This is a genomic window from Vibrio japonicus, from assembly GCF_024582835.1.
In the GTDB taxonomy this organism is placed as follows: Bacteria; Pseudomonadota; Gammaproteobacteria; order Enterobacterales; family Vibrionaceae; genus Vibrio; species Vibrio japonicus.
The window spans coordinates 286595-306391 of the sequence record NZ_CP102097.1 but is presented as its reverse complement, the minus strand read 5'-3'; the positions used below and the strand labels follow the sequence as shown (position 1 = coordinate 306391).

Sequence of the window (19797 nt, the reverse complement as noted above, 5' to 3'; positions counted from 1 at the left end):
AAGACGATGTGATGACGTCTTTAAAATGATGTTAATTTACCTTTACGTTTGCGTCAACTTTAAATATATTGTTATTTAACAAGTTGGCAACATGCAAATAAGAAGGGAATACAACCATGGAAAGAGACTGCATGGAGTTTGATGTTCTGATTGTGGGTGCGGGACCGGCAGGCTTGTCTGCTGCCTGTCGCGTCAAACAGTTGGCAATGGAAAAAGACCAAGAAATCTCAGTTTGTGTTGTAGAGAAAGGTTCGGAAGTTGGCGCGCATATTTTGTCGGGAGCCGTGTTTGAAACACGCAGTTTGGACGAACTGTTTCCGGGCTGGGAAGAGAGAGGCGCACCACTCAATACCAAAGTAAACCAAGATAAAACTTACTATTTGGGCAATGAAATCAATGGCCACGAGTTACCATCTTGGGCAGTACCTAGCACGTTACACAATGACGGAAACTACATCATAAGTCTGGGCAGTCTGTGCCGTTGGATGGCATCGCAAGCAGAAAACCTAGGTGTAGAAATCTACCCCGGCTTTAGTGCTAACCGAGCCATTATTGATGAACAAAACCGTGTTTGTGGCGTGATCACTGGGGATATGGGGCTCGACAAAAACGGAGAACAGAAAGCCAATTTCGAACCGGGTATCGAGCTTCGTGCTAAGTTTACACTGTTTGCCGAAGGTGCCAGAGGTCATATTGGTAAGCAGTTGATTAACAAGTTTAATCTGGCAGAAGATAAAACACCGCAACATTACGCTATTGGTTTTAAAGAGCTGTGGGAAATACCAGAAGAGCAGCACCAACAAGGGCTAGTTGTTCATGGATTAGGTTGGCCACTTTCTAGCAAAGCAACTGGCGGCAGCTACCTCTATCACCTTGAGGGCAACCAAGTTGCTGTCGGTTTGATTGTTGACCTTAATTACAAGAATCCTCATCTGAGTCCGTTTGACGAATTTCAACGTTTTAAACATCACCCGATGATTGAACAGTACCTAAAAAATGGGAAGCGCATTAGCTATGGTGCGAGAGCCATTACCAAAGGTGGTTTTCATTCCCTTCCTACACAACAATTTGCGGGTGGCTTGTTGATTGGCTGCGATGCTGGAACACTCAATGGAGCTAAAATCAAAGGCACGCATACCGCAATGAAATCAGGCATGATTGCGGCGGAAGCAGTCATTGAAGCGATTTCAAATCAATCGGTTACCGCTGACTATCAGAAACACTTCGAACAGTCTTGGCTCTATGAAGAGCTTTATCAAGCGCGGAACTTCTCTAGCGGTATACACAAATTTGGTTCGTGGCTTGGCGGAGGGTTAGCGCTGCTGGAGCACAACGTGTTAAAAGGCAAAGCAAAGTGGAATATACGTTGCGATAAGCCTGATCACCGAGCGATGGTGTTGGCTAAAAGCAGCAACGTGATTACTTATCCCAAACCTGACGGTGTTTTAAGTTTCGATCGCCTTTCTTCCGTTTATTTGTCCAATATCTTCCATGAAGAAGATCAGCCCTGTCACTTACAACTTACCAGTCATCTCATACCAATTGAGCAGAATTTGGTGCTCTATGCCGAGCCTGCACAGCGTTATTGTCCTGCGGGGGTGTACGAAATTGTGCACAGTGAAAAACAGCCTGAACTACAGATCAATGCAGCAAACTGTATTCACTGTAAGACCTGCGATATCAAGGATCCTAGCCAAAATATTACCTGGACTCCACCAGAGGGTGGCGGTGGTCCTAACTACCCAAATATGTAGTCAATTTATATAAACAAATCCGTAACAATTTATTTACTTAAAGTTTGCGTTAGTTCAAATGTTTATTGAGTAAGTTGATTGCAACTTACTTACCGAAACACTATCCTGATTAAAACTTGACGTTTACGTAAACTGAATGAATATTGATGCCTAGGTGTAGAAGCGGTTACCAGTATCAAAATTAAGTTTGATTCCAGATAGTGCTCAATGGAAAGCACTCAAAAAATGAAAGGGAGATCAACTATGGTATCGGAAACACCTCTTTTGCAGGTAAACGATATTTCATTGGCCTTTGGTGGGGTGAAAGCTTTAACCGACGTGAGCTTCCATGTGAATGAAAAGGAAATCTTTTCAATCATTGGTCCCAATGGTGCTGGCAAAACCTCGATGCTCAACTGCATCTCTGGTCGATACACACCCAATAAAGGTTCTGTAGTCTTTGCTGGAAACGACGTTACCAAACGAACACCGAGTCAACGCGCTGAGTTAGGTTTGGGAAGAACCTTTCAAAACTTAGCCCTCTTTTCACACATGTCTGTGCTCGACAACATCATGGTTGGTCGACATCACCTACTAAAAAACAACTTCGTGACAGGCCCGCTTTATTGGTTCTCTAACGCGCAAAAAGAAGAGATGGCGCACCGCAAGTACGTGGAGGACGTCATCGACTTTCTTGAGATCCAACACATCCGCAAAGCCACAGCTGGAACACTTTCATACGGTTTACGCAAACGTGTTGAACTGGCTCGTGCGATTGCATTAAAGCCAAAGCTGTTATTGCTAGATGAGCCAATGGCCGGGATGAACCTAGAAGAAAAGGAAGACATGGCGCGCTTCATCATGGATCTGAACGAAGAACTCGATATCACCATCATCATGATTGAACACGACATGGGCGTGGTGATGGACATCTCTAACCGCGTGTTGGTTTTGGATTTTGGTAAACACATTGCCATGGGCGAACCGGAAGAAGTGATGGCGAACCCACACGTGAAACAGGCGTACTTGGGTGAAGAACTACCGACATTAGAGGAGAGTGCATAATGGCACAGCAACATAATGATTGGGCAGATATAACCAGCTTAGATACCTTTCCAAAAGTGTTGCAGCACAATGCCAAGCACTGGCCAGAGCAAGTGGCAATGCGTGAGAAAGAGTTCGGTATTTGGCGAGAGTTTACTTGGCAGGATTACGAAAACCGAGTCAAGTGGATGGCACTGGCGCTACAAGATTTAGGCATCGGCGAGCAAGATGTGGTTGGCCTGTTAGGTGACAACCGACCTGAATGGGTATGGGGCGAGTTAGCGGCGCACGCGATCAAAGGCTATTCATTGGGTATCTATCAAGATTCCATGCACGAAGAAGTGGCGTACTTAATCAACTACGCCAAAGCAAAAGTTGTGATTGCCGAAGATGAAGAGCAATGCGATAAACTGCTTGAGCTCGGCGATGAAATCCCAAGTGTGGAATACATCATTTACTGCGACCCACGCGGGATGCGCAAATACGATGATCCACGGCTTATCGATGTAGAGAAAATCTACCAAAAGGGACAACAGATCGATAAATCGGAACCAAACAAATATCCAAGTATGGTTGATGCAACCAAAGGCAGCGATCTCTCGATTCTTTGTACCACCTCGGGTACGACCTCAAAACCGAAACTGGCACAGCTACACAGCGGCTCCTTTTTAGATCACTGTGCGGCTTACTTGCGTGCGGACCCACGTTCTCCGGGCGACAACTACGTTTCTGTACTTCCTCTTCCTTGGATCATGGAGCAGGTTTACGTGGTTGGTCAGGCGTTGATTTCTCGTCAAATCGTCAACTTTGTGGAAGAGCAAGAGACCATGATGTCTGACTTGCGCGAGATTGGTCCGAACTTCGTGCTGCTTGCACCGCGAGTATGGGAAAACATTGTGGCGGATGTGTCTGCACGCATGATGGACTCCACACCGTTTAAGCAAAAGATGTACAAACTAGGCATGAGCTTGGCGAACAAAGCACTGGATCAGGGCAAGCGTTCTAAGCTGGCGGAATGGATTCTTCTGCGCGCTCTACGCGACCGTTTAGGTTTCTCGAATCTGACTTCTGCGGCTACTGGTGGTGCGGCAATGGGGCCAGACACGTTCCGTTATCTGCAAGCGATCGGTGTGCCACTCAAACAGCTTTATGGCCAGACCGAAATGTGTGGCGCGTACACCGTACACCAAGCCGATGACGTGGATTACGATTCAGTTGGTGTCGCATTTGACAATGCGGACGTGAAAGTCATCAACCCAGACAGCAATGGGGTGGGTGAGATCATCGCGAAAAGTACCGGCATGTTTACCGGCTATCTCAATAACCAAGCGGCGTACGATGAAGATGTTCAAGACGGTTGGATGCACACAGGCGATGCGGGCTACTTTAAAGATTCTGGTCACTTAGTGGTGATTGACCGTCTGAAAGACATGTCAGAAACCAGCCACGGCGACCGCTATTCACCTCAGTTTATTGAAAACAAACTCAAGTTCTCGCCATTTATCGCGGAAGCGGTGGTGGTGGGCAAAGGCCGACCTTGGCTCTCTGCGATTATCTGTATCCGTTATGCGATTGTCGCGAAGTGGGCGGAGCAAAAGGGGATTGCGTTTACCAACTACACCAACCTTTCTGCACAGCCAGAAGTGTATAAGGCGATTCGCGAAGAAGTGCTGAAAGTGAATGAATCGCTGCCAGACGCACAGAAAATCAGCAAATTTATTCTGCTTTATAAAGAGCTGGACGCGGATGACGGCGAGCTAACTCGTACACGTAAAGTGCGTCGTGGTGTGGTTGCCGAGAAATACGGTGACATCATCGAGACCATTTACAGCGCCGCGCCGACTGTGGACGTCGATACGGTGATCACTTATCAGGATGGAACCAAGACACGCATTCAAACGTCGCTGGTGATAGAAACGCTTATTCAACATGAGCTGACACTGGTGGATAGCGAACAACGGAGGATCGCATAGTGAATACGGATTTATTACTGCAACTCGTCATTAATGGCGTGATCGTCGGCATGTTGTATGGCGTGGTCGCCATGTGCTTTGTACTGATTTACAAATCAACTCAGGTGGTGAACTTTGCGCAGGGTGAGTTTCTACTGATCGGCGCATGGGTGTGTTGGGCAGCATTGGTGCATCTACAACTGCCGTTTTTCGTCGGCTTCTTACTGACGCTCGCCTTCATGATGGTGTTTGGTATCGCGGTGCAAACCATCGTGCTCAGGCCGTTGATTGGTGAGCCGATCATCTCGGTGATCATGGTGACGATTGGTTTGTCGATGTTTTTCCAAGCACTGATGAAATGGATGTTTGGTGTATCGGCGGTGTCGTACCCGCAAGTGTTTGAGACCAATGTGGTCAATATTGGTGGTTTGAACGTGGAATTTGCTTACATCCTCAGTTTGATCTTCTCGATGATCATCATGGGCGCGTTCTACTGGTTCTTCAAATTCAGCAAAATGGGTTTGGCGATGCGAGCGACCGCATTTAACCAGCAGGTCGCCCAGAGTCTTGGCATTTCCATCAAGAGAGTGTTCGCCATCAGTTGGGCTATTTCAGCGATGGTATCCGCGACAGCAGGGATTGTTATCGGGATCGTAAATGGCGTATCAGACGCACTATCCATCATCGGTATCAAAGTATTCCCAGCGGTTATTTTGGGTGGCTTGGATTCGGTTGTCGGCGCAATCGTCGGTGGTATCACCATCGGGGTGCTGGAGAACTTAGCTGAGTTCTTTGATAGCCAATACCTGCAAGTGGGTAACCTTTACAACATCGCACCTTTCTATGTGCTGTTAATCATTCTTGCCTTCAAGCCATACGGCCTGTTTGGTACCAAAGATATTGAGCGTATTTAAGGAGAAATACTATGGCTCAACTTAGCATGCGCCCATGTGGGGATTTTCGAACCACATACAAAAGTGATACGCCAATTTTTGAAACCAAAACCATCAGAAGCCTCGCGATAGCGGGTGTGATCGCCATGCTGGCAGCGCCTCTGGTACTGGATATTTACTTCCTTAACTTGTTTATTCAAATTGCGTACCTCGGTATCGCGGCCCTTGGTTTGAACATTCTGGTCGGCTTTACCGGACAAATCTCGCTAGGTCACGGTGCGTTCTTTGGCTTTGGCGCGTTTGCATCGGCTTGGCTGAACAACCAGTTCAACATTCCAGTGGTGTTTGCCATTCCGCTCGCGGGTTACTTGACCATGATCGTCGGAATGCTCTTTGGCTTACCAGCCGCTCGAATCAAAGGTTTGTACCTTGCGATTGCGACCCTAGCCGCGCAGTTCATTTTGGAAGACTTCTTTGCACGCGCGGAGTGGTTCAGTGGTGGCTCATACGGCGCGAGTGCCAGCCCAATCAACCTGTTTGGCTTCGAGTTTTCAACCGATGAAAGCTTCTTCTATGTTGCACTGTTTGCGTTGATCTTTATGTATATGTGGGCTTCGAACCTCATCCGTTCGCGTGATGGCCGTGCGTTTGTCTCTGTGCGAGATCATTACCTATCAGCGGAAATCATGGGCATCAACCTGACTAAATATCGTTTGCTCTCTTTTGGTGTGTGTGCGTTTTACGCGGGCATTGGTGGTGCGCTCTATGGTCACTATTTAGGGTTTGTTTCCGCTGAAGGCTTTACCATTTTGATGTCGATTCAGTTCTTAGCGATGATCATCATCGGTGGTCTGGGATCGGTAAAAGGTACCTTAATGGGTACGATATTCATCGTATTACTGCCTGAAGTATTAGAGTTTAGCGTGACAGGGTTGGCTGCGTTTAGCGATAACACTTCGTTCATTGATGGACTTGCTTACTTCAAAGAGATGGCGATTGGTCTGGTCATCATGCTGTTCTTAATTTTTGAACCTCAAGGGTTGTCGCATCGCTGGCAACAAATTCGAGCATATTGGAAACACTATCCGTTTTCTTACTAATCGGTACGTCGTGTACTTAAGTGGAATATACCTAAATAACAAGGACAACGAGTTATGAATAAAGGACATTTAGCGACAACGTTGGTGCTATCTTCGGCACTGTTTACTACCGCATCTTGGGCAAAAGATTCCGTGTTTGTCGGGCATCTGGTGGACTTTTCTGGTCCTACTGCATACGTCAGTAAACCTTATGGTTCTGGGGTACGAGACGCCTTGCGTTGGATAAACCAAAATGGCGGCATCAACGGTACTGAGCTTGAATTTGAAACGGTGGATATGGCGTACAAGGTGCCAGTGGCGATTTCGAACTACAAACGTTGGGTTGCTCGCAAAAACATGGTGGCAATGCAAGGTTGGGGCACAGCAGATACGGAGGCGCTGATCTCTTTCGTAACCAAAGACAAAGTGCCAGTATTTTCAGCTTCTTACTCGGGCCACTTAACGGACCCTACGGGCAAAAACCCGAAAACAGCCAAGCCTGCTCCGTATAACTTTTTCTATGGCGCTTCTTACTCGGATGCCTGTCGTGCATTGGTGAAGTGGGCGAAAGAGGATTGGGAATCGAAGGGTAATACAGGCGCACCTAAGTTTACTCACATTGGTGATAACCATCCGTTCCCTAACGCTCCAAAAGAAGCGTGTGCAGAATATGCGAAAGAGCTGGGCTTTGACGTGCAAAACCCAGTGGTGGTGTCACTCAAACCGGGTGATTTTAAAGCGCAATGTCTATCACTTAAAGAGTCTGGCACGAACTACGGTTACATCGCCAACTTAGGTGGCTCGGTGGTATCGCTAGTGAAATCGTGTAACACAGTAGGCACGGAATTCCAGTACATGGCGAATATCTGGGGTGGCGATAAACCTGTAATCGAAGCGGCAGGTGATGGTCTGAAAGATTATGTATTCCCAGGGATGACCGCATTCTGGGGCGACGATAGCGAAGGGATGAAACTGGTTCAGGAAATTTCGAAACAGTCAGAATCTGAACCGGGCGAGTTTAGAACTCACCACTACATTCGCGGTGTTTGCTCTGCGTTCTACATGAAAGAAGCAATGGAATGGGCGAAAGGTAATGGCGGTATTACTGGCGAAAACATCAAGAAAGGTATGTATGTACACAAAAACTGGGTGCCAAAAGGTCTAGAAGGTGTATGTATTCCAGCGAACTGGCAGCCAGAAGATCACCGCGGCACGACAACAGTAAACGTGTTTATGGGTAACAACAAAGGTGGCGCGGTAGACGTTAAGAAAGTGTCTCAGGTTACGCTGTCACGTCGTGATGATTGGCTAGGTTACTAATAATAGGATAGGTGGGGGGCAACCCCCATCTGCGCAAGGAGCGGCTTGATGAGTGAATTAGCAACGAATATCGAACCTGAAGAAATATTGCTCTCGGTGAACAATATTGAAGTGGTCTACGATGAAGTCATTTTGGTATTGCGTGGCGTGAGCCTTGAGGTGCCGAAAGGGAAGATCGTGACGTTATTAGGCGCGAACGGGGCAGGTAAATCGACGACATTAAAAGCGATTTCTGGTTTGTTGAAAACGGAAGATGGCGAAGTGACCCGTGGGGAAATCAACTTCATGGGCGAGCGTATCGACAACAAAAGCCCGGAAGAGATTGTCCGTTCGGGCATTTTCCAAGTGATGGAAGGGCGTCGCATTGTCGAAGACATGACGGTTATCGAAAACCTTCGTTTAGGTGCGTTTACCCGTAATGACAACGAAGTAGAGCAAGATATCGAAATGGTATTTGACTACTTCCCGAGACTGAAAGAGCGCACTGGCCTCGCTGGCTACTTGTCGGGCGGTGAGCAGCAGATGTTGGCAATTGGCCGTGCTCTGATGGCACGCCCGAAAATGATCCTGCTTGATGAGCCTTCGATGGGGCTTTCGCCACTGTTGGTGAAAGAGGTGTTCAGTATTATTAACAAGATCAATAAAGATCAAGGTATCACCATGTTGCTGGTTGAGCAGAACGCGAACTTTGCGCTGCATGCTGCCGACTATGGCTACATTATGGAGTCAGGCAAGATTGTACTTGATGGTACTAAACATGAGCTGCTCAATAATGAAGACGTCAAAGAGTTTTATCTCGGTGGTGGCGACGAAGAGCGTAAGAGCTTCAAGAATCTTAAGTCTTACAAACGTCGTAAGCGTTGGTTGTAAGGAGCAGTGATGAACGAATTATTCGATGCAAAAGAGTCTTTATCTCCTGCTGAGAGAGAAGAGTCGCTGTTTCAACGCTTGCCGACAGTGATTGAAAACGCAAAGACGCACAGCGAACACTACGGCAACATTTTTGCTGATATCGACGCTTCAAAAGCAAGTCATCGTGAAGGGCTCGGCCAGTTCCCGATCACGCGTAAGTTCAATGTCCCAAGTCAGCAGCAGATTAAACCGCCGTTTGGTGGCTTAAACAGCGTTGCGATTGGCCAGATGGCGCGTGTGTTTCAATCTCCGGGGCCCTTGTATGAGGCGCAAACGGATGAATCGGACTTCTGGCGTATGGGACGCGCGTTTCATGCCGCAGGGTTTCGTAGTGGTGACTTGGTTCACAACACGCTCTCTTATCACTTCTCTCCGGGTGGATTCATTATGGATGGCGGTGCTAGAGCGTGTGGTTGCGCGGTATTTCCGGCTGGGGTAGGTAATACCGAAGCACAGATTGAAGCGATCAAACAGCTTCAGCCGACGGGTTACACGGGCACGCCATCTTATTTGTTGACGTTGCTACAGAAATACCAAGAGCAATATGGCGAGTTAACTAGTTTTACCAAAGCGTTAGTTTCTGGTGAAGCCGTCACCGCAGAAATGCAACAAGCGTTTATCGAGAAAGGCATTGCAGTATTTCAAGCCTACGCGAGTGCAGAGCTTGGTTTGATTGCGTATCAAGTCGCTGGCGAGCAAGGCTTGGTGATTGCCGAAGATATTATTGTCGAAATCGTTGATCCCGAAGGTATACCAGTACAACTGGGTGAGGTCGGAGAGGTGGTCGTTACCTCGCTTGATGAGAAGTTTCCTCTTATTCGCTACGCAACGGGCGATCTGTCTGCATACATTGAAAACGATGCGAATTCATCGTATACCAATATGCGAATAAAAGGCTGGATGGGTCGCGCGGACTCGGCGGTTAAAGTCAAAGGTCTGTTTGTGTATCCGCATCAGATCCAAGAAGTGTGTCGACGTCATGAAATCAAAGGTTCTTTGAAGATTGAGCGTGACGGCTTCAACGATACCATCACGTTCTGCTGCGAAGACAATCATATATCCGCAGAAGAGATTCAAGCGACGTTGCAGTCTGTCACCAAGCTCAAAGGCAATGTGTTGTTTGTGCCAAATACAGCAGATCAGCCTTTAATCAATGATTTACGGAACTAGGTACTTGCACGGCCTATCGCAATAAAAATGTAAAGGGATACCAAGCTAACTTGCGTATCCATTTCTTTTTATGGCTAAAAAGCGTTAAGGGGAGCGCAATGAAAACCACCGACTCACCAATAATCAATCAACAGTTTTGGGATGATTTGTTTGTAAGTGGCCGAATGCCGTGGGATTGCAGCAAAGTACCACAAGAGCTTAAAAACTATCTAAACGGCTCTTTTAACGTACCGCAGTCGGTGTTCATTCCTGGCTGCGGCGCGGCTTATGAGGTGTCGCATTTTGTAGAGCTCGGGCATGACGTCATCGCAATGGATTACAGCGCAGAAGCCGTCAATCTTGCGAAGTCTCAGCTTGGTCAATATCAAGATAAAGTGATGTTGGGGGATGTATTTAGGGCGGACTTTTCCCGAGCGTTTGATGTGATTTACGAACGCGCTTTTTTAGCCGCATTACCGAGAGGGAAGTGGGATGACTACTTTGCGATGATTGAGCGTTTGCTACCAAGTAATGGCTTGCTGGTGGGGTATTTTGTTATCAGCGATGACTACCGATCGCGTTTTCCTCCTTTTTGTTTGCGTAGCGGAGAGATTGAACAAAGGTTAGAACCATCTTTCGTTCTTATTGAGTCATCACCAGTTAACGACAGCGTCGAAGTATTCAAAGGTAAAGAGCAGTGGATGGTGTGGCAGAAGACGTAGTACTCCGGCCCATTTGTCATAGAAACGGCTCTATTGTATTTATGCTGGAAGGGTTGAAATGTCAGAAAATTTTACACTTTGTGATGTTGCTTCCAAACCTATTTTTGCAACATGCGGTTTTATAAATGCTTTTTATTTCGGCTCAAATTTTGCTTAATGATCTATGTAATTAATGCCTACGATTAACCTAGTATTGGGATGAACACAATGGACATTAGATCAGCAATATTTTTGAGTTTGAGCCTACTGCTTATCAGCCCGGCGAAAGCGACGATTGTTTATGAAAATTGGATTACGAATGAGGGTGAGTCAGGTAACTATATATTCACCATAGAGCACGACGAAATTAATAATCAAATTCACTATAATTTTACTGTTGACCCATGGAATGCCGAAGGTCTCGGTGTGTTTATTGATTTGGGTGATGTAACGATGCCCGCCAGTGTTGGCCTAACAAACGTCTCACCAGCGAATCAGGTCCAACTTTGGGCTACAGATACAACATCAAATGATTGTGGCAATGGTTGTACTTTAAATGGTCTTAACCCTCCTTTGGACGATCCAGATGGAGAGTGGGAGCTTGTCTTCAGGCTCGGAAGTCAAGGCTGGGATGAAATTCAAACATTCAGCTGGACGACAGATGATTTTGGCTTCGATGATTTGTCTAACTTCGGTCTAGTGGGCGTACGCAGTCAACAGCTATGTTCCGGTGATGGTACATTAGAAAATGGGAATGAAAATTGTACTGGCAGCGATAAGTCATACAGCAGCACACCGGCAACGCCCATACCAGAGCCAAGCTCGGTCTTTTTCCTAGGCCTAGGCCTTATCGGTTTAGGTTTGGCGCGCCGCAAACAATTCAACTGATCCCATGTTAAGCTCGTTGGAGTTAAAATTGGAGTGGCTTACTGTTCAAAATGGCCTTGCTTTTATAGCAAGGCCAATTTAGTTTTGAGTCGCGGTATTCACTAATCTAAAGCACACCCAACCTAAAAGTTCTACTCTACGTCAACATACTGGTGTAATGCATTCTAGTTTCAAATGAAGTCTGTCAATCAATTAGTCTACTCGTGGATAATAAAAGACCTTAACGTAACCATCACCTAGCACCGAATTCGGGCTGTCCTTCTCAAATAGTATTTTTCGAGCTCAACTAAAAAGAGGGCAGACGACGCGACCAATACTATTCGTAGCCAGACTTCGAATTCTAACGCTTGGGTGCCAAACAGCGTTTGCATTATAGGCAGGTAAGTGAAGCCGGCTTGAAACACCATAAGCACCGCAATGGCGATTAACACATAGACATTGCCAGTAAGACCTCGACGACAAAATATGCTGTTTAAAATGAAGCGGGAATTAAACAGATAAAACACTTCAAACATCACCAATGTATTCACCGCGATTGTCCGAGCTCTGTCGATATCTTCTTGCTGGGCCATCTCCCATACAAACATTCCCAACGTGCCCAACATAAGAATGATGGAGACAAAACAAACTCGCCAAATAAGGTGTGAGGTGAGGATAGGAGTATCAGGAGATCGTGGTGCACGCTGCATTAAATTGTGCTCTTTGGGTTCGAAAGCCAAAGATAAAGCGAGTGTGACGGCGGTGATCATATTGACCCACAGAATTTGAATCGGTGTGAGTGGCAGATCTTTAAATCCCAACACTACGGTCGATAAGATGACCAGTGCTTCGCCTCCGTTGGTTGGGAGAATAAACAAAATGGCCTTTTTCAAGTTGTCGTAAACCGCTCGTCCTTCTTCAACTGCCGCAGTAATGGAGGCGAAATTGTCATCCGTGAGTACCATTTCTGCTGCTTCTTTGGCCGAGGCGGTGCCATTCAGTCCCATGGCAGTGCCGATGTCAGAGCGCTTGAGTGCTGGCGCATCATTGACGCCGTCCCCCGTCATTGCCACGACTTGGTGATGCTTTTGCAGCGTATCGACCAGCCGCATTTTATGCTCTGGGCTCACTCGGGCGTAGATATCAATGTCTCTGGCGACGGCGAATAACTCCTCATCATTGAGAGCATCAATTTGCAGGCCCGTAAGCGAGTCTTGGGTATTGATAAGGCCGATTTGTTGAGCAATCGCTTTGGCCGTTAACACATGATCGCCCGTCATCATTTTTACGCGTATGCCTGCTTGGTTACACGCTTTCACGGCTTGTATGGCTTCGTCTCTTGGCGGGTCGATAAAACCAAATAGCCCTAACAGGATGAGATTGTCGCGCACGTCATCAAAGGTCAGTTCGATGTGCTCGTATTCCGCCGGACGGTAGGCCATCGCCAAAACCCGCATTCCCCGTTTTGCCATCGCATCAATCTGCTTTTGCCAATAAGTACGGTCTAGAGCGGTTGTTTGTAGATGCAAGGATGTCTCGTTATGTGTGGCAGGGTTGATCATTTGATGACTACAAATATCGAGCACACGCTCAGGCGCACCTTTAAGAAAAACAAACGCTTCACCCTTATGGTTATGGTGCAGTGTCGCCATAAAGCGGTGTTCTGATTCGAATGGGATCAGATCCGTGCGCGGGCAGAGTTGGTGTTCCGTTTTTGAATCTAACCCAGCTTTTTCTCCTGCGACCAGAAGCGCCCCTTCCATCGGGTCGCCCTGAATTTGCCACTGTTCATTCTGATGCTGGAGAGTTGCGTCGTTGCATAACACTGCTGCACGAACGGTGTGAATCAGCAGCGGCTTTTGTTCGGGGTAGATGGCCTGCTGATTGATCGTCACAACGCCATGAGGATCGTAGCCTGTACCACTGAGTTCGAATTGCTCATTCGCCGTGACGATCTTTGTCACCGTCATTTCATTGCGAGTCAGTGTGCCGGTTTTATCGGTGCAAATGACGGTCACAGAGCCTAGGGTTTCCACCGCGGGGAGTCGGCGAATGATCGCATTGCGTTTGGCCATTCGCTCCACTCCAATCGCGAGGGTGATGGTCATGATCGCAGGTAACCCCTCTGGGATCGCCGCCACGGCTAGACTGATCGCGGCTAGGAACATATCCGTTATTGGGTAGCCGCGCACCAGCAAGCCAAAGGCAAACGTTGCAACCGCTACCACTAAGATCGCAACGGTCAACCATTGGCTAAACTGTGCGATTTGTTTCAGTAGTGGGGTTGTGGCTGGTTTTACGCGAGAAACCAGCGAACTGATTTTGCCCAGTTCGGTATTGAGCCCCGTTGCGACAACCACGCCGGAACCTTGTCCGTGGGTAATCATGGTGCCTGAATACGCCATGCAGTCTCGGTCGGCCAAAGCACTCTTTTGGCTCACGGGGTTAATATTCTTTTCAGTTGCGAGCGATTCTCCGGTTAAGACAGCTTCCGCGACTTGTAGCCCTTTGCTGCGGAACAACCGGAGATCGGCAGGCACTCGGTCACCCGATTGCAGAATGACCACATCTCCCACCACCAGCTCTTCGGCTTTAAGATTGACCTGATGCCCGCCGCGTAACACCAAGGCGGTTGGGGCGAGCATGGCTTGAATGGCGTTGAGCGCGGTTTCTGCTTTCCCTTCTTGGAGAAAACCGATGATCGCATTGATCACGACCACCCCTGCGATAACGCCCGCATCCACCCAGTGGTTGAGTAGCGCGGTAATGACCATCACAACCAGTAAAACGTGAATTAATACATTGTGAAACTGAGCGATAAAGCGCTGAAAAACGGTGCGCCCGTGAGAGGTTGGAAGTTTGTTCAATCCATACTGGGCTAAGCGTTGCGAGGCTTCCTGTGGCTCTAATCCGTTGGGTTGGCTGGAGAGGGCAGAAAAGGTGTCCTCGACGGATTGACTGTGCCACGGGTGGCTGGACTCTGTCATGCTATCGCCTCACTGGAGAACCTCTTTGTTGATTGATAATTATACGATATGAACTAGCTTATGGTTATGAAAGAGGAAAATAGGAGTCTATCGTGGCTGATATTTATGGGTTCGATTCTTTTTCACCGAAACAAATCGCAGAGAAAGTAGACTCTATTGGCGTGACTAAAGCGCGTTTGCCGCTGCTGTCTATGGTGATGCTCGGAATTTTGGCTGGTGCCTTTATCGGCTTGGGTGGAATGTATTTTACTCTCGTGAAATCGGATGCCTCGCTTGGCTTTGCTACGCAGCAAGTGCTAGGCGGATTGACCTTTTCTTTGGGGTTGATTTTGGTGATTGTCGCGGGCGCAGAACTGTTTACCGGCAATAACTTGTTGGCGATGGCGTGGGCCGATAAAAAAATCACCACGGGTGAGCTATTAAAAAATTGGGTGGTTGTGTGCCTGTCCAATTTTGTCGGCGCCGTTGGGGTGGCGGCTCTGGTGTTTCTGTCCGGACACCCAGAAATGAACCAAGGCGCGATCGCGCTGACTTACGCAAAAATTGCCGCTGCCAAATGTGACATGCCTTTCTGGACGGCTTTTTTCCGCGGCGTGTTGTGTAATGTGTTGGTGTGCATGGCGGTTTGGATGGCGCTGGCGGGCCGAAGCGTGGTGGATAAAGCGGTGGCGATTGTTTTTCCAATCTCTGCGTTTGTCGCGGCAGGCTTTGAACACAGCATTGCTAATATGTACTTTATTCCTTTAGCCATGATGCTGCAAAGCTCCGGCACGGTAGAGGTCGCAAACGCGGTAGGTGTACTTGGTTTTCTTGGTAATTTGGTGCCGGTTATCTTAGGTAACCTTGTCGGTGGCAGTGTGTTTGTCGGTTTGGTGTATCACATTATTTATCTGCGTGGGCATAGTGATAATCCCAGTTAGTGTGGGATAAAACATCCCAAATTAAACGTCATTTCTGAAAGAGGAAACGCTCGACTTTACGGCGAGTTTGAGTGGGGCTGCTATAATTTAGCTAGTTTCAGGTAGCAAGGTTAAGGCTATGAAATCTCATCAGCAACAATCTTCACAGGCACCCACTTCTCCTCTCTCAAACTCCTTGCAGTCCACACCTGCAAACCAAGATAACCCGCTCTCTATACAATCCCGAACTGTTCAAACCATCTGCCCATTTTGTGGTGTTGGGTGTGGGATGCTGCTTTCCTGCAATGAGCAAGGGCAAGTGAGTGGCGTTAGCCCGTTGGCCCATCACCCGATTAGCCAAGGCAAGTTGTGCGAAAAGGGTTGGAGCAGCATTTATGCCATTTCGCCCGATAATCGTATTACTCAGCCGTTAAAACGCAGTCGTGATGGATTTGTTGCTGTAAGTTGGGATGAAGCTCTGAGTGAAATAAGCGAAGCACTTACAGAGATTATTGAGGAATTTGGCCCCAACGCGACAGGGGTGATCAGTAGTGCGCGGGCAACTAATGAAGATAATTACGCGGCGCAGAAATTTGCGAGAGCGGTGTTAGGCACCAACAATATCGATCACTGCGCTCGTATTTGCCACAGCCCAACCGTGGCGGGCCTGAAACAAGTGCTGGGTTCTGGAGCCATGACCAACAGCGCGAAAGATCTGTTTGAAGCGCAAGTGATCGTGGTGATTGGCGCAGACCCAACCTCCAACCATAGCGTATTGGGTGGGCAGATCATGCGCGCCAAATTGGAAGGCGCCAAACTGATCGTGATTGACCCGCGCGTGACTCGATTAGCGAAGCTGGCGGATTTGCACTTGCAACTCAACCCAGGCTCTAATATTGCGCTGATTAACGCCATGATGCAGGTGATCATCAGTAATCAGTGGCATGACAAGGATTTTATCGCCAATCGCTGTGAAGGCTTTGAGGCACTAAAAAAACAGGTCGAAAACATCACACCAGAATCTGTAGAGAGTATTACTGGGATTGATTCCGAGCAGATTCGCCAAGCCGCGCAAGCGTATAGCCAAGCTGATCGATCCATGATCTTCTATGGCATGGGGATTACTCAGTTTGTCAGCGGAACATCCAATGTGATTGCTTTGGCGGATTTGGCGCTGATTTGTGGGCAGATGGGTAAATCCGGTTCGGGCATTAATCCTCTGCGCGGCCAAAACAACGTTCAAGGCGCGTGTGATATGGGGTGCCTGCCTAACGTGTACCCTGGGTATCAACGGGTTGACGATCCCGCCATGCAGCAACGCTTTTCCGAGCGTTGGGGTTGCGAGGTGGCATCATCGCCAGGGCTGACCTCATTGGGCATGACCAAAGCCGCGTTAGCAGGAAGCTCCCGCGCTCAAATCCTGTTTGGTGAAGATCCCGTAGTCACCGACCCAGACCAAAATCACGTTCGTGAGGCCTATAAATCGCTTGATTTGCTGGTGGTCGCTGAGCTGACCATGACAGAAACCGCCAAATTGGCCGACTACATTCTTCCCGCCGCTTCTTTTGCCGAAAAGTCGGGCACGTTTACCAACTGCGAACGCCGCGTGCAGCGAATCAACCCCGCGATGTCACCGTTAGGTGAGTCCAAAGCGGATTGGCAATGGTTGCAAGCGCTGGCAGAAAAAATGGGTAGCCACGCGTTAAGCTGGACAAACAGTGAAGAGGTGTTCGATGAAATGGCCGCGTTAACGCCATCTTATCAAGGGATGACCTATACCAAACTCGCCGAACATGACGGTTTGCAATGGCCATGCAATGAGAGCGCGCCAGAGGGGACTGCGGTTCTCCACCAAAAGACCTTCCCGATTGGCCGTGCGCGCCTCACCCCGGTGCACTATGTGCCGATTGCCGAATCCACGGATGAGCAATACCCACTGATTCTCACCACCAATCGGCTGCATTTTCACTACGGCTGTGGCTCGATGACGCGTAAGTCTCCATTGCTTGAGCGCGAAATTCCCCCTGGGATCTTGTTTATTCATCCGCAGGATGCTGACCGACTTGGTATTGCATTGTATAGCCCGGTCGGGGTGCGTTCGCGGCGTGGGTATATCGAAACGCGTGCCATGATTAGTACGGATGTGCCGCCAGGGGTCGTGAGTATGCCGTATCACTTTAAAGAAGCGCCATCGAACCAGCTTACCAATACCGCGCAAGACCCAATCACCAAAATGCCGGAACTAAAAGCGTGTGCGGTCGCCGTTGAAGTGCTGCCAGCCGGGCATCAGCCAAGTGCGATTTGGCAGCTACAGGGGGAAGAAACAGAATGATGACTTACCTGCTCGATTCGTTAGATGCACTGCGAGCGCATCTGTTACAAAGCCGAACTCTCTACCAAGTGGTCGAAGACCGAGAAGGGGCACAGAGTGAATGCTTTTGGCAGCAAGTGAGTGGTGATGAACGACCGCCGCTAATCCATCGTCAGCCGACGCATTCAGCCAAATCCTTCTTCTTTGCCGAACAGGAACCTCTGTACGTTTTTGATGGTCAGTTGTTTAAAGAGACGTTACCGAACGTAGAGCCGTTTGTCCTGTTTGGCGTGCAAAGCTGCGATTTGGTGGCAATTCGCTATCAAGACGAATTTTTCGAACAAGACCCTTATTATCAGGCGCGTAGAGAGAAAGTACTGCTCGTTGGCCTAGACTGCATTCACCCGTGTGAGCATGGGTTTTGCCCGACGGTAAACGCTGGCCCCAGCGTGCGTGATGAAACCGCCGATTTGGTGCTGCATCCATTGGACGAGCAACACTGGTTACTTGTGGTGCTTTCCAAGCGCGGTGAAGCGTCATTACAAGGCTTGGATCTGAAAGTGGCGACGGCCCATGAGAGCAGCCAGCGATGGGAGCACACAACGCAATGCGAACAGGCTTTTCCTGACCACCAGTACCTTGTTGATGGCATCAGCAAAGTGTCACAGAGCAAGGTGTCAGAGGCGTTCTGGCAACAAGTTGGCATTCAGTGTTTAGGGTGTTCAGGCTGTACCACGCTGTGTCCGACTTGCTCTTGTTATGGCACACGCTCAGTCACCGCAACGGATAGGTCTGATAGCAAAATGTCTAATACAAATACCTCGAATACCACCCAAGTACGATTTTGGGATTCCTGCTTATATGAAGGCTTCCAGCGAGAGGCGAGCTTTCACAATCCATCCAAAGAGGCAGGGAAAAGGGTCGAGCGCTTTTGGTATCACAAATTCAGCGTGGATTTTGTCGCAGAGTTTGGTCGGTATGGCTGTGTAGGGTGCGGTCGCTGCGAGCAGACTTGCCCCGGTGTGATTGGAGTGCATTCATTAATGAAAAGGATTGCTGATGATGTATAGCCTAACCCCAAACCGTATTGAAATTATCGATTTTTATGATGATGGAGAAGATACCCGTCACTATCACTTTCGCTTACTTGAAGACGCTCCGGCTTGGTTGCGAGCACAAAGCGGCCAGTTTTTTATGCTGTGCGTACCTGGCGTGGGTGAAGCGCCATTTACCTTCACTGAACTGCCGGATGAGTCCGGACACTTTCGCGCTCTGGTACGTAAAATGGGGCAAGTCACCCATGCGTTGTTCACTAAAGCGAGTGGAGAGGTGCTCGGCGCTCGCGGGCCGTTTGGCCAAGGGTGGCTGACCAACGACTTGGCCGATAAAAAAGTGCTCGTGATTGGGGGCGGCTGTGGTATGGCGCCTTTGGTGAGCACTGTTGACAGCCTTATCGAACAAGACAGCTACGAAGAGCTGGTGGTGATGTACGCCACTCGCAGTAAAAATACACTCATGCTGAATCCTGAACGCGAACGTTGGCAGCACCATGTGCCTATTTTCAATGTAGTTGAAAACATTTCCGGCTTAGAGGGGCAGGGGTATTACCGAGGCACTGCACTCAGCGTTTTACCCAAAGTGTTAGAGACCTTTGCTGAACTTCCAGACCGCGCTTTGATCTCTGGGCCAGAACCTATGATGCACAGTGTGGTTGGCTGTTTGCTTCATCACGGCATGAGCGAAGACGCGATCTACCTATCGCTGGAGCGACGCATGCACTGCGCGGTTGGTTTGTGTGGGCACTGTTACTTAAAAAATCATTATGTATGCAAACAAGGGCCAACCTTTCGTTGGAGCGATGCAAAAGGGCTTTTTTCGTAATGGGAAAATGTCATAACAAACAAGCGGGTTCGTAAACACACTGGTTAGCGAACCCGCATTTCTTTTTGG

Annotated in this window: 15 protein-coding genes; 14 read left to right on the top strand and 1 reads right to left on the bottom strand. The window is 48.4% G+C overall.

The annotated features are described in order from the left end of the window. The first annotated feature begins 116 nt into the window (after positions 1-116). The 10 genes from NP165_RS14620 to NP165_RS14575 all read left to right on the top strand — a co-directional run bounded on the left by NP165_RS14620 (position 117) and on the right by NP165_RS14575 (position 11671). Positions 117-1754: an electron transfer flavoprotein-ubiquinone oxidoreductase gene (locus NP165_RS14620; protein WP_257086464.1), complete on the top strand. Its 1638-nt coding sequence runs from the start codon at positions 117-119 to the stop codon at positions 1752-1754. 243 nt (positions 1755-1997) lie between these two features. Further along, entirely contained in the window at positions 1998-2798 is an 801-nt protein-coding gene (locus NP165_RS14615; RefSeq protein ID WP_029805691.1) for an ABC transporter ATP-binding protein, read from the top strand. Beyond that, a complete protein-coding gene (locus tag NP165_RS14610) occupies positions 2798-4750 on the top strand; it encodes a long-chain fatty acid--CoA ligase (protein WP_257086463.1) in 1953 nt (650 codons plus the stop codon). Before NP165_RS14615 ends, NP165_RS14610 begins: the two co-directional genes overlap by 1 nt. Continuing rightward, complete coding sequence (locus NP165_RS14605; protein WP_257086462.1) at positions 4750-5643, top strand: branched-chain amino acid ABC transporter permease; 894 nt, start codon at positions 4750-4752, stop codon at positions 5641-5643. The genes NP165_RS14610 and NP165_RS14605 overlap by 1 nt, the downstream gene beginning before the upstream one ends. Positions 5644-5654: 11 nt before the next feature. Beyond that, positions 5655-6722, top strand: a complete 1068-nt coding sequence (locus NP165_RS14600; protein ID WP_029850350.1) for a branched-chain amino acid ABC transporter permease — start codon at positions 5655-5657, stop codon at positions 6720-6722. A 54-nt stretch (positions 6723-6776) separates the two neighbouring features. Further along, positions 6777-8021 (top strand): ABC transporter substrate-binding protein, encoded by a 1245-nt coding sequence (locus NP165_RS14595; protein ID WP_140256964.1) that lies wholly within the window; start codon positions 6777-6779, stop codon positions 8019-8021. A 48-nt stretch (positions 8022-8069) separates the two neighbouring features. Beyond that, positions 8070-8891 carry an ABC transporter ATP-binding protein gene (locus NP165_RS14590; protein WP_031427966.1) on the top strand — a complete coding sequence of 274 codons (822 nt, stop codon included), beginning with the start codon at positions 8070-8072 and terminating at the stop codon, positions 8889-8891. A 9-nt stretch (positions 8892-8900) separates the two neighbouring features. Continuing rightward, positions 8901-10103 (top strand): phenylacetate--CoA ligase family protein, encoded by a 1203-nt coding sequence (locus tag NP165_RS14585; protein WP_257086458.1) that lies wholly within the window; start codon positions 8901-8903, stop codon positions 10101-10103. 98 nt (positions 10104-10201) lie between these two features. Continuing rightward, complete coding sequence (locus tag NP165_RS14580) at positions 10202-10804, top strand: methyltransferase domain-containing protein (protein WP_257086457.1); 603 nt, start codon at positions 10202-10204, stop codon at positions 10802-10804. A gap of 207 nt (positions 10805-11011) precedes the next feature. After that, complete coding sequence (locus tag NP165_RS14575) at positions 11012-11671, top strand: PEP-CTERM sorting domain-containing protein (RefSeq protein ID WP_257086456.1); 660 nt, start codon at positions 11012-11014, stop codon at positions 11669-11671. 236 nt (positions 11672-11907) lie between these two features. Here the strand turns inward: NP165_RS14575 and NP165_RS14570 are convergent, their stop codons facing one another. Next, complete coding sequence (locus NP165_RS14570) at positions 11908-14637, bottom strand: cation-translocating P-type ATPase (RefSeq protein WP_257086455.1); 2730 nt, start codon at positions 14635-14637, stop codon at positions 11908-11910. Between the two features lie 92 nt (positions 14638-14729). On the opposite strand from NP165_RS14570, the gene NP165_RS14565 reads away from it, so the two are divergent. The 4 genes from NP165_RS14565 (at position 14730) to NP165_RS14550 (ending at position 19728) form a co-directional block, all read left to right on the top strand. After that, entirely contained in the window at positions 14730-15557 is an 828-nt protein-coding gene (locus tag NP165_RS14565) for a formate/nitrite transporter family protein (RefSeq protein ID WP_257086453.1), read from the top strand. 118 nt (positions 15558-15675) lie between these two features. Next, positions 15676-17868, top strand: a complete 2193-nt coding sequence (gene fdhF / locus NP165_RS14560) for a formate dehydrogenase subunit alpha (protein WP_257086451.1) — start codon at positions 15676-15678, stop codon at positions 17866-17868. Further along, a complete protein-coding gene (locus tag NP165_RS14555; RefSeq protein WP_257086450.1) occupies positions 17865-18917 on the top strand; it encodes a 4Fe-4S dicluster domain-containing protein in 1053 nt (350 codons plus the stop codon). Before fdhF ends, NP165_RS14555 begins: the two co-directional genes overlap by 4 nt. Next, positions 18907-19728, top strand: a complete 822-nt coding sequence (locus NP165_RS14550; RefSeq protein WP_257086448.1) for an iron-sulfur cluster-binding protein — start codon at positions 18907-18909, stop codon at positions 19726-19728. Before NP165_RS14555 ends, NP165_RS14550 begins: the two co-directional genes overlap by 11 nt. The last annotated feature ends 69 nt before the right edge of the window (positions 19729-19797 follow it).

Excerpts from the sequence above, each read along its gene's own strand:
- NP165_RS14620 (WP_257086464.1), top strand. The coding sequence starts at position 117 with ATGGAAAGAGACTGCATGGAGTTTGATGTTCTGATTGTGGGTGCGGGA.
- NP165_RS14610 (WP_257086463.1), top strand. The coding sequence starts at position 2,798 with ATGGCACAGCAACATAATGATTGGGCAGATATAACCAGCTTAGATACC.
- NP165_RS14615 (WP_029805691.1), top strand. The coding sequence starts at position 1,998 with ATGGTATCGGAAACACCTCTTTTGCAGGTAAACGATATTTCATTGGCC.
- NP165_RS14595 (WP_140256964.1), top strand. The coding sequence starts at position 6,777 with ATGAATAAAGGACATTTAGCGACAACGTTGGTGCTATCTTCGGCACTG.
- NP165_RS14570 (WP_257086455.1), bottom strand. The coding sequence starts at position 14,637 with ATGACAGAGTCCAGCCACCCGTGGCACAGTCAATCCGTCGAGGACACC.
- NP165_RS14580 (WP_257086457.1), top strand. The coding sequence starts at position 10,202 with ATGAAAACCACCGACTCACCAATAATCAATCAACAGTTTTGGGATGAT.
- NP165_RS14555 (WP_257086450.1), top strand. The coding sequence starts at position 17,865 with ATGATGACTTACCTGCTCGATTCGTTAGATGCACTGCGAGCGCATCTG.
- NP165_RS14585 (WP_257086458.1), top strand. The coding sequence starts at position 8,901 with ATGAACGAATTATTCGATGCAAAAGAGTCTTTATCTCCTGCTGAGAGA.
- NP165_RS14590 (WP_031427966.1), top strand. The coding sequence starts at position 8,070 with ATGAGTGAATTAGCAACGAATATCGAACCTGAAGAAATATTGCTCTCG.
- NP165_RS14550 (WP_257086448.1), top strand. The coding sequence starts at position 18,907 with ATGATGTATAGCCTAACCCCAAACCGTATTGAAATTATCGATTTTTAT.
- fdhF (WP_257086451.1), top strand. The coding sequence starts at position 15,676 with ATGAAATCTCATCAGCAACAATCTTCACAGGCACCCACTTCTCCTCTC.
- NP165_RS14600 (WP_029850350.1), top strand. The coding sequence starts at position 5,655 with ATGGCTCAACTTAGCATGCGCCCATGTGGGGATTTTCGAACCACATAC.
- NP165_RS14575 (WP_257086456.1), top strand. The coding sequence starts at position 11,012 with ATGGACATTAGATCAGCAATATTTTTGAGTTTGAGCCTACTGCTTATC.